This is a genomic window from Psychrobium sp. nBUS_13, from assembly GCF_051201665.1.
In the GTDB taxonomy this organism is placed as follows: Bacteria; Pseudomonadota; Gammaproteobacteria; order Enterobacterales; family Psychrobiaceae; genus Psychrobium.
The window spans coordinates 878735-894394 of sequence record NZ_CP179210.1 but is presented as its reverse complement, the minus strand read 5'-3'; the positions used below and the strand labels follow the sequence as shown (position 1 = coordinate 894394).

Annotated in this window: 10 protein-coding genes and 1 pseudogene; 5 read left to right on the top strand and 6 right to left on the bottom strand. The window is 38.9% G+C overall.

The window, feature by feature from the left end; translation table 11 throughout:
* Positions 1-239: 239 nt before the first annotated feature.
* The 3 genes from ACMAZF_RS03975 to ACMAZF_RS03965 form a co-directional block, all read right to left on the bottom strand.
* Positions 240-1169 (bottom strand): aspartoacylase, encoded by a 930-nt coding sequence (locus ACMAZF_RS03975; protein ID WP_435276181.1) that lies wholly within the window; start codon positions 1167-1169, stop codon positions 240-242.
* 108 nt (positions 1170-1277) lie between these two features.
* On the bottom strand, positions 1278-3257 hold the full coding sequence (locus ACMAZF_RS03970) for a hypothetical protein (RefSeq protein ID WP_435276180.1): 1980 nt from the start codon (positions 3255-3257) through the stop codon (positions 1278-1280).
* A gap of 52 nt (positions 3258-3309) precedes the next feature.
* On the bottom strand, positions 3310-3729 hold the full coding sequence (locus tag ACMAZF_RS03965; RefSeq protein ID WP_435276179.1) for a hypothetical protein: 420 nt from the start codon (positions 3727-3729) through the stop codon (positions 3310-3312).
* 262 nt (positions 3730-3991) lie between these two features.
* Here ACMAZF_RS03965 and ACMAZF_RS03960 point away from each other — a divergent pair, with 262 nt between their 5' ends.
* The 4 genes from ACMAZF_RS03960 to ACMAZF_RS03945 all read left to right on the top strand — a co-directional run bounded on the left by ACMAZF_RS03960 (position 3992) and on the right by ACMAZF_RS03945 (position 9412).
* A complete protein-coding gene (locus ACMAZF_RS03960) occupies positions 3992-7453 on the top strand; it encodes a transporter substrate-binding domain-containing protein (RefSeq protein WP_435276178.1) in 3462 nt (1153 codons plus the stop codon).
* 483 nt (positions 7454-7936) lie between these two features.
* Positions 7937-8083: a hypothetical protein gene (locus ACMAZF_RS03955; RefSeq protein ID WP_435276177.1), complete on the top strand. Its 147-nt coding sequence runs from the start codon at positions 7937-7939 to the stop codon at positions 8081-8083.
* Between the two features lie 50 nt (positions 8084-8133).
* Positions 8134-9290, top strand: a protein-coding gene (locus ACMAZF_RS03950; RefSeq protein ID WP_435276176.1) for an IS3 family transposase whose coding sequence is annotated in 2 segments (ribosomal slippage) — positions 8134-8395 and positions 8395-9290 — 1158 coding nt in all. Because the reading frame shifts where the segments join, the coding sequence is not laid out codon by codon here.
* Positions 9281-9412 carry a hypothetical protein gene (locus ACMAZF_RS03945; protein ID WP_435276175.1) on the top strand — a complete coding sequence of 44 codons (132 nt, stop codon included), beginning with the start codon at positions 9281-9283 and terminating at the stop codon, positions 9410-9412. The genes ACMAZF_RS03950 and ACMAZF_RS03945 overlap by 10 nt, the downstream gene beginning before the upstream one ends.
* 518 nt (positions 9413-9930) lie before the next feature.
* Here the strand turns inward: ACMAZF_RS03945 and ACMAZF_RS03940 are convergent.
* The 3 genes and pseudogenes from ACMAZF_RS03940 to ACMAZF_RS03930 all read right to left on the bottom strand — a co-directional run.
* Positions 9931-10362 (bottom strand): annotated as a pseudogene (locus ACMAZF_RS03940) (transposase); the annotation flags it as partial.
* Positions 10363-10451: 89 nt separating this feature from the next.
* Positions 10452-12086: an IS1634 family transposase gene (locus ACMAZF_RS03935; RefSeq protein WP_435275961.1), complete on the bottom strand. Its 1635-nt coding sequence runs from the start codon at positions 12084-12086 to the stop codon at positions 10452-10454.
* A 421-nt stretch (positions 12087-12507) separates the two neighbouring features.
* The gene (locus tag ACMAZF_RS03930; RefSeq protein WP_435276174.1) at positions 12508-13695 is read right to left on the bottom strand and encodes an acetyl-CoA C-acyltransferase; all 1188 of its coding nucleotides are present in this window, start codon (positions 13693-13695) and stop codon (positions 12508-12510) included.
* A 115-nt stretch (positions 13696-13810) separates the two neighbouring features.
* Here ACMAZF_RS03930 and pgm point away from each other — a divergent pair, with 115 nt between their 5' ends.
* Positions 13811-15457, top strand: a complete 1647-nt coding sequence (pgm, locus tag ACMAZF_RS03925) for a phosphoglucomutase (alpha-D-glucose-1,6-bisphosphate-dependent) (protein ID WP_435276173.1) — start codon at positions 13811-13813, stop codon at positions 15455-15457.
* Positions 15458-15660 lie beyond the last annotated feature (203 nt).

Genomic DNA, 15660 nt, shown 5'->3' with positions numbered 1-15660 from the left:
CATCTAGCAATACACGAATAGGCGATAACGCCGTAGAAATAACAAACAAATGCTGTCCGTAGGATTCACCTAAAAGTATTTTGTGCCGCGTTATTCGTCATTCACTGGGGTAAACCCAGCATCAATCCTCATGCCTCGCCCACAGGGATGTGGGTGCTTATGCTCAGTCTGGAACAATGAACATGTGCCCAAAACGCTTTTAGATTGAACAAAATTCAAACCATAAAGTCCAACAGACCCTATAATTCGCTATAGGTAGTTAGTGTTATTTTTTCAAGCAATGACATAGCTAAATTATTGTCATAATACGCCGCTTCATTAATAAAAGAGGCGTAGACTGACTTTTCTCCTTGATAACAGATAACTTCATCATCAAAGGTCCTAAATAACGGCTGACCTGGTTTAATCTCGGTAAAGTCTTTGTCTTGGATGTCTTTATGAATCATGCCATTACGTTGACCATCTTCGGTGAGTGGTAACGTAATTGATTCCATAAAACGATAAGCAGTAACGGTTTCAGGTAATTTAGGCACGTCGTTTAGATTATACAATTCAACAAAATCAAGGATGTGAAATGTCATTTCCTCACTGGCGTCATAAACATCTTGGCGAATTACGGATTGCGGAACAGGGCCTACTTCAACCATGACACTGTCTTGAGCGATGCTAGATAAGAAATGATGCTCACTATTGTCTTTATGATCTTCATCGCACGATACAATAACTTGTGGCATTTTCATGGTGATATAAGCCGCTAATTTGTTATAGAAGTCACCTTTTTTAGTGATTAATAAGGTCGGTCCCATATTTGATGTCGTGGTGTGTAGGTCAATAATAAAATCAACTCGAGGTTTGCCTTTAGGCCCAAGTAATTGATTAATTTCTTTAGCTCGCACCTGTTCTGTACTCACCAGTCTGGCATCTTCTAATTGGCTTTGTTCAAAACAACGGTTTAAATCATGATCGACATAACGTTTGTTCTGTGTAAAGGCATTAGGATTAGCAAATAGCATTTCGGTTTCAAAGCTTGAGCGCTGAATTAGCGCTACTTGCTTTTCCCATTTTTTAACTAAATAAATCCCTGTAAACTCATTACCATGAGTACCGCCAACAATTGCTAACTTAGATATCACTACACTACCTTTTATCGTCAAAATTTCTAGTGACATTATCCTACTGCATATTGACGAAAATGACTGTTATTTTTTGTCATACTTTAGACATAAAAAAACCGCAGCCATTTTCATGACTACGGTTTTATTATAAACAGCTAATTATTATTTATAACGACGTGTAAGATCTAACTCCACTGGTCGTTCAACAGTAATTTCACCGCCTTTAGCAGACACTCGTTGTTGCTTAGGAGCACTTGATGTAAAACCATCAGTTAATGCTTTAGACCAAGTTACGCCAGTTGTTAGTGGTTTAACTGCCGGCAAAGCTGCATAGATTGCGTCGCTATCTAATTCAGGAAAAATCAAATCAAACACAAATTTTGAACGCGGCATTACCGCGGCGTCAGTTACACGACCGCGCTGTCCCCAACTCAGTAGATAAGATAGAGACGAATCAGTTGCATGACGAGGAGATGAAACGGCTTCATCACGTTGAATACCATAACGAGCACTCATCATTGCTGCATCAAATAATGTTGCAACATCTTCTGCTTCACTACTGTAGGCATATTGTGTAGGCGCATTATCACCACTGAAGAAGCCAGCAATATCATCAGGTGTATAAGCTTTTTGAGCATCAGTAGGCGCTTGACCATGATAGTAGACCTGACCCAACGCCTTCATTTCTTCACTTGCTTTAGGATGAGCGTCAGTTAACTTATCAGAGATCGTATTACCTCTTCTTTTTTGCTGAAAAGCATTGTAAATACTAGTCCCTGTAACCGAATCTAACGTTGAAGATGGAAATGTATCATTCGCGTGAGCTAGTTCATGATAAAGCAATGACCCCAAATCGGGTACTAAATCAGAAACACTTCTTGATAGTCGGTACTCTCGTGGATAATAACTACTTGCATAATCATTGTCCTTAACATAACGCCAAGGCATTACATACTGCAACTCTTGACCAAATGAACTACGGTAATCAGGGGCAACATCAATAACATCGCGTTGCTCAGGCGTTAACCATAAATCTTGAGGATCTAAATGAATAGCCCCTGTCGCAACCCAGTAGTATGAAGGGCGGATATCGTAAGAAATAACAATGGCACTCACTGAACGAAGTAACTTCTTAAAATCGCCATGTGGATCTTCTTCAGTTAAGAATTTTCTGAAATTTTCGGCCATCCAAGGATGTGAAGTAATTACACGATCCATAATATTATCAACGGTCGGATCAGGATAATCTTGTCCAATTAAGTTTATTTGCCCTAGTGAACAAGGTGCCGCAAAATAATTAGAGTAAATACATTTTTCTAACCCCTCAACTTTATTCGCCGAAGCGTTTGCAGGGAATATTTTTGCAACCACTGAGTCATAAATTGAATTAGATGGAATATCAATAATATCTTGGACTAATAAATGCACTTCATCTGAAACAGTCGACCCATCAGGATGTGTCGCATTAACGCTAAAGGTAGCAACTGTATCCGCTGTTACTGCAGGTGCCTTAAAAATAGCAAGGTAATCATTAGTATTTTTGTCATCAAAAGTAACAGTTGGACCAGACACTTGGCTCCATTTAACATTACTAAATGTTGCCGCGATCTGATTACCGGACGTAGGGCTTGTTACCGTCACTATTTTGCCATCACTATCAACAGGTGCAGATAGTTTAAAGGAAACTTTGTTCCCTTCTCGAGAGGCAAAGTCTCTGCGAGCACTAAGAATATTAGACTTAGTTGTCGTTGTGAAATTGACTGTTTCACTTAATTTATCGCCAGTCACTGTTGTAAAGTCAACTTTAAATTCATAATCACCAGCTTTTTTTACATCAAAAGCCAATACAGCAGAATTTGTTGCAACGAGGTTAAGCGGCTCACCACTCACTTGAGTCCAAACGATATTTGCTAGATCTGAACGTTCGCCCTCAACAGTCGCGATTAATGCGACAGATTCGCCAACAGCAGGCGTTAAATCACCATCAATCTTAATTGCAGATGAAGGAGTAGGAGATGGTGCAGGCGCTGGGCTAGGTGTTGGAGCTGGAGCCGGAGTTGGCGTAGAACTGCCACCGCCGCCACAACCAGCAAGCAGTGCTGAAACAGCAGTCGCTAGCAACAATTTTTTACTTGTTATCATTATTGTTAACCCTTTAGTGTTACATTTTAGTGACATTTAGCAACATAATAACTCATAATGTAAAGAAATAACACCCAGAATTTAACATGTTTAATAGTCCAAAAATCAACCATAACGGTTTAATTCCATTACGTAATGGGCGATAAAAGCGTAACAGGTATGACTGATAATCAGAATTATGCGCTTGTTTCGCTAATGCAATTGCTAGCAATGTGACTAACATCACAAACCATATTTCTATTGACAAGATTGCTGCTAGCAATGTGTAGAAGGTATCTTGAATAGCGAGGGGCTCTAGTCCTTTTTTAAACAGCGGTACACACAATAACAAATACAGCCAAGACACTATGATAAATGGGATAGCTATAGTTTTTCGATATTCAAACGGGGACTTCTCACTGAAATAGACGCCAAACACCGTCATTACACCCCACCCCATGTTTATGTATATAAACAGTTCAAAATATGACATTTTCTTTCCCATTATTCTTATAGAAATTGGCAATCGCCAATACAAAACTGGCGCAGTTTAACAAGGAATAAACATCATCGCCGTAAATTACTGTCTAAATTGCATCTTATAACGATGTAAATTTGATTATTTACTATGTCCACCTAACCTTAAACAATAAGTACTCTTTTCTTGAGGATTATCTTTGCGCGTATTTATCATTTTAACAGTCACCCTACTTTGTTGTTTTAGCAACATACTTAACGCGACTATAAAAATTGGAATGCCAACAGACTTTCCCCCATACATAATCCACACTCAACAGAAGCCACAGGGATTATTCATAGATTATTGGAACCTAGTCGCAAGAAAGTCCAACTTGAAGATCGAATTCATTCCTATGACATTAAAAGAAATGTTAGCGGGCGTAGAAACTGGAACTATCGATATTCCATTGGCCTATTTCTATTTTAAAGAAATGGAAAGCTCTTTGACTTACGTAAAGACGCTAGCACCAGTGCATAACGATATTTACTTAAAGACTGTCACTCGACATAAAGGCGCTAAGTTACTTGATCTTACAAATAAACGGATTGCCGTTTTGGAAAGCTCAATGTTCTTTAGGTACCTTAGTAAAAACCATCCTGAAGTAATACCAGTAACCTTCACCGCGATAACTGAACTAACTCAGCTTATAAAAAACGAAGAGGTAGATGGTTTTTTAGGAGAACGCCAAACCTCTTGGCGATTTATCAATCAATCAAACTTGTTAGGAAAGGTCAAGCGAATTGAAATTCCACAGTTAGATAATCATTTTCACATAGCACTTCCTAACGATAATAAGATGCTTATGAATATAATTACAGAGGCCATTTCGAAAATAGAACCCTCTGAGTTTAAACATTTAGCAGAAAAATGGCTTAAAGACGAAACCCAAATTAACCGCCATTTTCCCAATTCCTTAATTTACTCCACAAAGAATCAAGGTCAGATTTCCTCTCATCAATTAATAGAGAAAAAGACCGCTGCGGAAGTAAACACAAGCGACTTACATCTCAACTTATTTGAACATTTAGCACCGTATGTGATTCAAGACTCCATCGAAAAAGGCATTATTTACGACCTAATTTCACGGGTCTTTTATCATGCCAATAGAAACGTAAACCAAATCAGCTATACACATTTTAGAGCACTAAACATTGCAATAGGCCAAACATCTGACATTGATATTAGTCTGGTGACCTCAAAAAAAAATCAACAGCTCTTCTATTCTGACGAATTACTTCATTTGCAAAACGTTGTTTTATCTAAAAAATCTAATTTAGTCGCGATTAAACACATTAATGATCTAAAAAAACTTAATGTCATTGGATACAAAGGTGCAAATAGAGAGTTAGGTAGCCCATTTAAATACACTATTTCTTCACTCGAAAAAACGGCGATAAGTTATAGAGAGCTTAGTAGTAAACTGCAAATTCAAGCACTCTTAGATAATGCTGTAGATGCTATCATTATTGATAAAAACATTGCTTTATGGGAATTATCTCAACTTAACATCAACTCTTTAGAACAATTTAATATTGATGATATATTCCCGCGAAAATCACCATTATATCTAGCATTTAAAGAGCCAAATTTGGCATCACGCTTTAACACCGGTTTACGCCAAATCAAACGCAGTGGCTTATATAATAAAATTATCGAAGATTACCAAACCAAACGAGCCCAATTTAAATATAAAAACGCATCAAAAATTGGAGAGGTTTTGTCTGAAATAGGCAACCGAATTGATAAAAGTTTACTTAATAAAAACCTAACATTTTTATCTACATTACCTAGTGTCTCACAAATAAGCATTACTAAAAAACTGGAAAAAGGTATGGAAAAGCAAGAAGACTCCAATGTGATCTCTCAGCCTTTACCGCCATCAAACACCAGAGTTTTGAACATTGTATTTGACGATAAAGTAATAGATGCGCTGCTAAAAAAGAACAAATCCCATATCAATATTCAACCACTAAACGCGCTAGAAAACTTCAGTGATTATGAGAAGAAATTTACAAAAGAAATTAAATCAAACTTTAACATAAATCTGACTCCTCAAGAGCGAGATTATATAAAGAATAATCCAACACTATCCTATGCTGAAGTCGATTGGCCGCCACTAATACGTATTGAAAATAATAGAATGATCGGACCAATTGCTGACTATTTAGACCTCATCAGTCAATTATCAGGACTGCAATTCGAATTAGTTTCGGCAAATAATTGGGAACATATACAACAACAATTTTTTGAGGGAAAGACAGCAATTATTCCATCTGTCGACCATACAATAGAACCTCATTCAATATCGATTCCTTACACGGAGTTTAGCTATGCGATTCTCACCAAAAAAAACCACCGTTATTACAGTACGATGGGAGAGCTAAAAAATAAAACGATAACCGTCGTTGGTGCTAAGTCCCCCCTTGTGAATCAAATAAAAACACATTATCCGACCATCAAGATATTAACGAGTGAGACGACCAAAGGTGCTATTAGCAAAGTTCGATCTGATCAAGCAGTCGCGTATATTGGACACATCATTACAGCAATTGATTATGTTCAAAATAAATTTCCAGACTTAAAAATTGCCGGCGTAACTGATTACAAATACGCCCACCACATTCTCATTCAAAAAGGCAGCCCGCAACTAGAGTCAATTATTAACAAATCAATCGCTGCGATCACCTACCAACAACATCAAAATATTAGAGATACTTGGCTCAAAGTCGATGTTTCACCCAAGGTAGATTACACGGTAATTTACAAAATTATCACTGTCTTTATTGCCACTTTTATTGCTATTTTGTTCTTTATACAGACGCTTTTAAAAGCCAATAAGAAAGCGGCTGTTGCCAATAATAGACTAACTGCAACTATTGCAGAGCTAGAGCTAACTCAAGGTGAACTTACTGGCACCATTGCACATTTACAATCAGCGCAACAACAACTCATTGCCGCCGAAAAAATGGCAAGTCTAGGTAATCTTGTAGCAGGTATTGCTCATGAGATAAACACCCCTGTCGGAGTTGGGTTAACGGGCATATCTCACTTCCAAACAATCACCGCTGATTTAACAACTAAATACAACCAACAAACAATGAAGAAGTCTGATTTTGAAAACTATCTTAAGATCTCAAATGAAGCAGCGTCGTTAATTCACAATAATTTAGAGCGAACTGCTGAACTTGTTCAGAGTTTTAAACAAATCTCCGTTGATCAGAGTAGTGATGAACAAAGAACATTTAATGTCCTTGAATATATTCACCAAACATTGACCAGCATTCACAATGCAATAAAGCGTTCAGATATCACTATAACTGTTGATTGCGACGAATCATTAACCATCGTTAGTTTTCCGGGTGCACTATCACAAATAATTACAAATCTCGTTCTTAACGCTTCGATTCATGCATTTGACGACAAAACGCCTGCAAAAAGCATAGTTATTAGCGCGACTCGCCAAACCGATTCCTTGATACTAAAAGTGACCGACAATGGCAAAGGTATCCCAGAAAACATCGAGAAAAAGATCTTCGATCCTTTCTTTACAACCAATAGAGATAACGGCGGCAGTGGTTTAGGCTTGAACATTATTTTCAATGTTGCTACATCACAATTAAAAGGTACGTTGCTGTGCTCTACAAAAGTTGGCGAAGGGTCTGAATTTACAACCTTATTTCCGTGTAATTTCCAGTGATTTTTACTACTACAAAAGAGTGAGAATAATCATTTTCACTATCTCCCTTCTGTTCTTACAATACACCTCATTACACTTTAATCTAGATCATTAATATATAAGTACTTTTATCAAAATCCTACACGCTGTAGCCTCTATAATTTCTATTAGCAAAATAGGATTAGAAAATTAATTTACAACCCCTAAATAGCGTATTATTGACGTAAAATCAGGCAGAAACTATTAGTAATAGTTTAGCTCATCATTCTGTGGCGATAAACATACATTTAAAATCAATCAGTTTAAATGCATTCAATGAAATTAAGCAGTAAGAAAATATAAAGGTTTATTCATGAATACAATAGTGACAACTCACAATGGCAAATCAAAGCAATCATTGGCGAGCTCAAACTGTTAAAAAACAATACAACTACTGAGCTACATGTTGGCGATGAAATTGTTGTCGGTGATAACTTAATTCTTACAGATAACGCTGAAATTACAGTGCAATATAGTGATGGTCGCCTTGCCACTTTAAATGGTGATGACGCATCTGAATTCATTGCAAAACTGAATGAAGAGACAGCGGGAGAAGATCTGACATTTATTGATGAATTACCAGATGAAATTGATGATGTCTGTTGTGGTTGAATTAGCCGGACACTTCAATAAAGGATTATAATCCCGTTATTGAGGTGAATATGACTAAACGAACAAATAAACATTATCCAGTAGAGTTTAAGCAAGAAGCTGTGGCGTTAGTGATTGAACAAGGCTACACGATCGTGCAAGCCGCTGCATCACTGGGTATTACAGATAAAATACTTTATAACTGGGTCGCTAAGCATAAGAAACAAGCGCAAGGCGATACGTTATCTAATGATGAACGGGCTGAGTTAATTCAGCTAAGAAAAGAGAATAAACGCTTACAAATGGAGCGTGAGATCCTAAAAAAGGCTTCAGCCTTCTTCGCGAAAGAAATGAAGTAAGATATTCATTTATCAGAGAACTTGATGCTAAATATCCAGTATCAGTTGCCTGTAAAGTGATGAAAGTTAGTTCATCTGCCTATTACGTCTGGTTAAAAAGGCCTGGTGAATTAATTAGCGCTCAAACATTAAGGTTGTATCGACGAGCTAAGGCTTTATTCAAAGCGAGTCGCAATAGCCTAGGTAGTCGAGAGCTTGCTAAAGCGCTACGTAAAGAAGGCTTTGAAATAACCCGTTATCGTACGATTAAACTGATGGCTCGGCTTAAACTTGTTGTCACTCAGCGTATCGCCTACAAGGTGACCACTAAGCGAAAACATAGTGATGCTGTAGCAGATAACTTATTAAATATGAACTTTAATCCAGTAGCACCAAATCAAGTGTGGGCTGGTGATGTGAGTTACTTAAAAACTGGTGAAGGTTGGCTATATTTAGCGATTGTCATGGACTTGTATTCGCGGCGTATCGTTGGCTGGTACATATCAAAACGTATGACTCGTGACTTAGTCGAAAAGGCTTTGATAAAAGCTCATAACTTGCGTAAGCCACCAAAAGGCGTGGTGTTCCATAGCGATCGAGGCTCTCAATATACGAGCGCTGGCTTTAGGAACTTACTGGATCGTCTTGGGTGTCGAGCTAGTATGGGGGATGTTGGAGCGTGCTGGGATAATGCCGTTGTCGAGCGGTTCTTTGGTAGTTTAAAACACGATTGGTTGTTTAAGGTGCCGCAGCCAACCCGTAAACATATGCGAGACGATGTTGCTAGGTACATGAAATATTATAATGTTGAGCGACTGCATTCAGCTAATGCTGATCAGTCGCCCAATGAATTTGAACATTCCTTTAGGAAAGTGTCCGGTTGGACTTGACCAGAACAGTCATTGGCGATATCGATGATGAGATATCTGCTATTCAATCTCAAATTGAAAATGGCGGCGAACTTGACCTACCAGATAAGCTGCGGGCACAGCATCTGCAGGTGGCGGAATAAGCTTCTCAAGTGTCGCACGAACTAACGATGAACCCCTTACCAACACAGCTTTCCAAAGTGATTCCTTTACTCCAACGGCTATTTAAAATGATAACCCAGAAACAGCAAATTCGTTTGTCTAAATAACATCCAGTTTACAAGCAAACTTCACAGTTAATAGCCTTGAAAAAACATCCGATATATCAGGAATTACGACAGGCGTCGTTGAAAACTCACTAGTCAGCATCACACTCACTGACAGCCAAGGTAATCAAGTTGTTGTAAATAATGTAATTGTTACGAATGATGGCTCTTTTTCTACAGATAATGTCGATATATCATCACTAACAGATGGTGAAGTTACCGCTGTCATCAATGTCATCGATGCAAACAATCAGCCTGTTGAAACCCAAGGCGCTGATGAATTAGATACTACTCCCCCTGCTCAGCCTAGTGTTCAATTAAACGATTCAAACAATGATGGTTTTATCAACCTAGCAGAAAAAAACGCTGGCGTTGATGCGTCAATATCATTAAACGTCATTTTTACCCGCTTGAGCAACCAGAAAACGATGTCGCCATAAGAAAGCCGTTTTAAGGTTAATACCACAAACCTCGGCAGCTTCTCTTAGGGTTAATTTTAATTGCATACAACGCGCATAATCTTCCCAAAGATGAGATTTATGTAATCGAGCGAATGGTGTCTTAGTCTTGTTGTTAAAGGTTTTATGACAACCTTTACAGCGGTATCTCTGTATCGCACCTGATTTCCCCCACTTTTTCAATTGAGTGGATTCGCAATGAGGGCATTGTGGGGATAGGTCAAAAAGAGGCTGAATAATTTCATCGGTACTGATTTCAGCCTCTAGCGCTTGAATTGACTGATGAACTATCTCTCTTTGCGCTGGAGTCATCGAGGAACGTTGTTTCGTTATCCGGTTAAGCTTACTTACAAATGATTTAGTATTCATTACCAATACCTTCAATAAGTTAATCTCACTATTGAGTATAGACAACAATTAGCTACAACAGCGCCTATCTACACACATTGATCAGACCCCTAGGTCACTTTTTTGATTTTGTATAAGTGCATGGCATGCCCACCAATAAGGTTTACTATCTTTTGCCTGAGTTCGGTCAGGCCATCTAAGTAGGTTTGATCGTAAATATAATCATCACCTTGTTGAAGTAAATTGATGCCATCAAAACACTGAAACACCCAGCGCAATGTGGGGGCGGCCGTTTCTTGATTTATTTGGTTTGGAATTGTCGCTTCAACTTTTTTCATATTCGCTCGCATTCGTCGTTGTGCAATAGAATATACAAGTAATGATAATGTCATTACCATCAACAGAGCATCGATTCTGCTTGGCTTTTTTATAAATAACGAAGAGACAAAAAACAAGGGATCTTTTAAAAATCTAAAGCCTCTTTCAACTTCCGATTGCGCCTTGTAATGTTTTAATATTTCTTCAGGTGAAAGTTCTTCTTCATCAATATTTGTTGCTAGAATGAAGCAAGATTTTTGCTCAACAGCCTGCTTGATTGCGATCGTGTTTTCTTCAATTTCAGCGTTTACTTGCCACTCTATACGCTTAACTTCAGCATCCTTTTTCGGGCGGCCTTTACCTTCATAAACTTTATGCTCTATATATTGAGTGTCGCTTATTTGATGATATTTCAGTTTTTTTCCTATTTTATCCGCTGCTCGTTGCGCATCAGTTTTACAAGCAAAGCGTTGCGCTTGTAGATGAAACAGCTCTTTTTCTACCTTAACTTTTGCTCGTTCAACTTGCCGTGTGATCGTTTTAGCAGCTCGATGATTAGCGGCACTTGAGTAAATCACAATCCATCGCTGCTTGATCCCCATATGCTCGACTTTTTTGACAACATATTGATAGTTAGCATTTATTTTCACCCATTGTTCGTCAGCTATTGATTCTGCGATTAATTCTTTCTCTAGCGCTATCGTTGAAGGAATAAGCGTGAGAAATTTTACCAGAGATAAAAATTCGGCATTAGCCTTATGATAAAGCTTACAGTCGGCCACAAGATATTTAGGCGCTGCGCTTTTTTTGAATTCGCTAACAAGTGCTTTGCTCCTTGCCTTAAAAATAGCGGTATCAGCACTATTGCCATCCCAGTTTTTACAGGCGAGAGGAACGCCACCATCTTGACTGACAATGATTTCTTGTACCACTTGCTTTAAATCAGGGCGGTGAGCTTTACTGTAACCATGAGTGATTTTAATAACATTGTCATCACTGTCTTCATCGTCAAAAGCGTATTCTCCCGTTAAAGAATGGCTGGTTGTATCGAGTGAGTTAAATTTTTTGTCTACACTTTCTAGCTCGCAAGCTTGCTGAGACACCAGTGAAAATAGACTTTCGCAGCCAAAATCAAAACACTGGTCTAGTGTGCGGCCTAATTTGTGACGATTAAAGTGCTCGGCTTTTACACCTTCTCGAAATAAATGCTCAAGCGGTAAGTTAGTAAAAAATTGGGGACTGAGAGATAAAGGACGGTTTGCAAAACCAAGTCCATTCATAATCATGCCTTTAACCGCTTCACCAGGTGTAATTTCTTGCTTTTCATCCTGAGGTAAATATTGATCCAATAAGGGGACTATTTGTAAGTCTTCAATTACACCTGCGACTATGCCGTGATGATCTAAACGTTTGATTTTTAAATTCATATATACCTCAAAGTTGAGGCGGTATTATATCAAATAGCCGAAAAATCAGTAACAAATTATCGGTTAAATTAAATCCAAATTTTTGATTTTGCTCTGATCAATGTCTGCTATCTAGAACATGTATTTAGTATAGAGCATTGATAGTTAAGTAAAATCGACCCATCGGGCCAAACAAAAAACACCACCTAGCACTTAGGTGCTAGGTGGTGTTTTTATTACAATAAAATCAATATCTTATTTTCTTATATCGTTTTATAGAAAATGACATTAATTTAGCGTTCTTCGTTTTATAATATCTAATCGCTAACCAATTGATTTATTTCTCTATGACCGTATCAATTATTTAATTTCGGACACTTTACCTATCTTTGAGTCAATAGCGCTCAAAATGATAGGTTTTATTAAATTATTTAAAACGAAGCTATTTATTTCTCTCAATGATCAACGCAATACCTTGCCCACCACCAATACACATAGTCGCCAGTCCGTAACGACCATCGATGCGATCAAGCTCTGATAGTAGTTTAACAATTAAAATACTGCCCGTTGCACCAACCGGATGCCCCATTGCAATAGCACCGCCATTTGGGTTCACTTTAGCTGCATCTATGTTTAACTCATCATTAACAGCCATTGCTTGTGCAGCAAATGCTTCATTAGATTCTATGACGTCAATATCCTGCATTGACAGACCAGCTTTAAGCAATGCAAGTTTCACCGCTTTAATCGGGCCAAGTCCCATTACGTCTGGGTTTACGCCTGAAAATGCATAACTTTTAAATGATGCTTTAATGGTTAGCTGACGATTTTGAGCTTCTGACTTACTCGTTAATAACATCGCTGCCGCGCCATCATTAAGTCCAGAAGTATTACCTGCAGTGACTAATCCATCTTTTTTAAATGCCGGTTTTAGCATCGATAGCCCTTCTACCGTTGCGTCACTACGCACATGTTCATCGGTATCAAAAATAGTGGTTTGACGACCTCGTTTGATTTCAATAGGAACAATTTGCTTTTTAAAACGCCCCTTAGCAATGGCTAGACTTGCCTTTTGTTGTGATAGCATCGAAAAATTATCTAAATCAGAACGACTGTAATTATATTGGTTGGCAATATTTTCGGCGGTGATCCCCATATGGCCGCTGCCAAATGGGTCGGAAAGTATTCCCATCGTGAGATCAACAACCTCTCCGTTGCCAGCTCTAAGTCCTTTGCGAACATTAGGCATTAAATACGCACCTTGGCTCATACTTTCTGCCCCACCGGCCAATGCAAAATTACTATCTCCTAACATCACTAACTGCGCAGCACTAATGACAGATTGAATGGCGGAGCCGCAAAGACGATTAACATTAAAAGCGGTCGAAGAAGGAGACATCCCACTATCAAGCGCAATATGTCGTGCAAGATAAGCATCTTGTGGCGAGGTTGTAATGATATGTCCCCATATGCTGTGGTCGATATCGCTGGCGGGAACACCACTACGAGCAATGACCTCTTTAGCGACATGAGTTCCTATTTGAGCAGGCGATAGAGACGATAAACTGCCTCCGAATGAACCAATTGCGCTACGAGCCGCAGAAATTATGACTACATCACTAAGTTGCATATCTACTCCTTTATAATTATTAGTTTTCATGGCTTTACTTATATCATTAACAATACCTTATTCGCTATACTCTGTACCTAGTTAAAATCAAGCAACAAAGTTAGCAAGGAACGTCATGGGTATTCATTCGCACGCAGGCAAATCAGCACGGGCTCAAGATCGCATTAATATTGGCCGATTAGTTAGTGATTATTACACTAAAAAGCCTGCTCTTAGTATTGTCGAACATCGTGTTGCATTCGGCACTTCAGGACATCGTGGCAGTGCATTTTCACACAGCTTTAATGAGCAGCACATTGCGGCAATTTGTCAGGCGATTAGTGAGTACCGTCAGTCACAACAATTTACTGGGCCCATCTATATTGGCAAGGATACCCATGCCTTATCAGAGCCTGCGTTTACTACTGCAATTTGTGTTTTAATTGCTAATGATGTGCCCGTTGTCATTCAAAATGATGAAGGCTTCACGCCAACACCGGTCGTATCGCGCTTGATTATTAATCATAATCGCAATAGTAGCGAACTCGCCGACGGCCTAATCATTACACCTTCTCACAATCCTCCCAAAGATGGCGGTATTAAATATAACCCTCCACACGGCGGCCCAGCTGAAGGTGAAATCACTAAGCTTATTGAAACACGCGCTAATGAGCTTATTGCTAATAATATGGCTGATGTAAAACAGCTAGCTATCGAAGAAGCAATGGACTCGCCTTTACTTAGCAAACAAGATTTTATTCAGCATTACGTGAGCGACCTCGAACAAGTCATCGACATTGATGCTATAAAAGCTGCCAATGTTCGCATCGGCGCAGATCCCCTCGGCGGATCAGGGCTAGATTACTGGCCAGTGATTGCCAGTCACTACGGATTAGATATCACCGTTGTTAATGACGTTGTGGATGGTAGCTTTGCATTCATGCCATTGGATAAAGATGGAAAAATCAGAATGGATTGCTCATCGCCATATGCGATGAGCGGCCTAATTGCCATGAAAGATGATTTTGATATCGCCGTTGGCAATGATCCCGACTTTGATCGTCACGGGATAGTGACACCGTCTGGCGGCTTGATGAATCCTAATCATTATTTAGCTGTTGCAATTCATTACTTAATGACTCATCGCGATTGGAGCGCTGACATCAAAATAGGAAAGACGCTGGTTTCTAGTTCGCTCATCGATCGCGTTGCGACATTAATTAACCGTCCATTATCAGAAGTGCCTGTTGGTTTTAAATGGTTTGTTGATGGTTTAAGCGATTCAAGTTACGGTTTTGGCGGCGAAGAGAGCGCAGGCGCAGCTTTTTTAAGTCGCGATGGCAGTACGTGGACCACGGATAAAGACGGCTTTATTATGAACTTATTAGCCGCAGAAATTCTTGCTGTGACAGGTAAAGACCCTTATCAATATTATCTATGGTTAGTTGAACAACTTGGTGAGGCACACTATGGTCGTATTGAAGCCGTTGCCAGCCTTGCTCAAAAGAAAGCACTAAGCTCATTAACCACTGATGCTATTTCAGCAAAAACCTTAGCTGGCGAATCTATTACTGATATTCTTACTCATGCTAGTGGCAACAATGCAGCAATTGGCGGTTTGAAAGTAGTTACTAAAAATGGTTGGTTTGCAGCTCGTCCTTCTGGCACAGAAGATATTTACAAGATTTACGCCGAGAGCTTTATTGATAAAGCGCACCTAGAAAATATCATTGAAGAAGCTCAAGCTATCGTTGCTAGCGCTTTTGAAGCAGCTGGGCTATAAAATCAATAAACGGTGACTTTCTCTTTCGAAGTCGCCGTCCTTTTTGACAAATCTTAATACACATCAAATAAATCGTTCTACAAAAATGCTCTCTTAGCTGCTTTTAATCTTGCACAATTTATTAACCGACGTAAAATGTGACCGCCATCACACCCGAGCAATTATTTAGTTCGGAATTCGTGATGAAAATGAATTATACAATT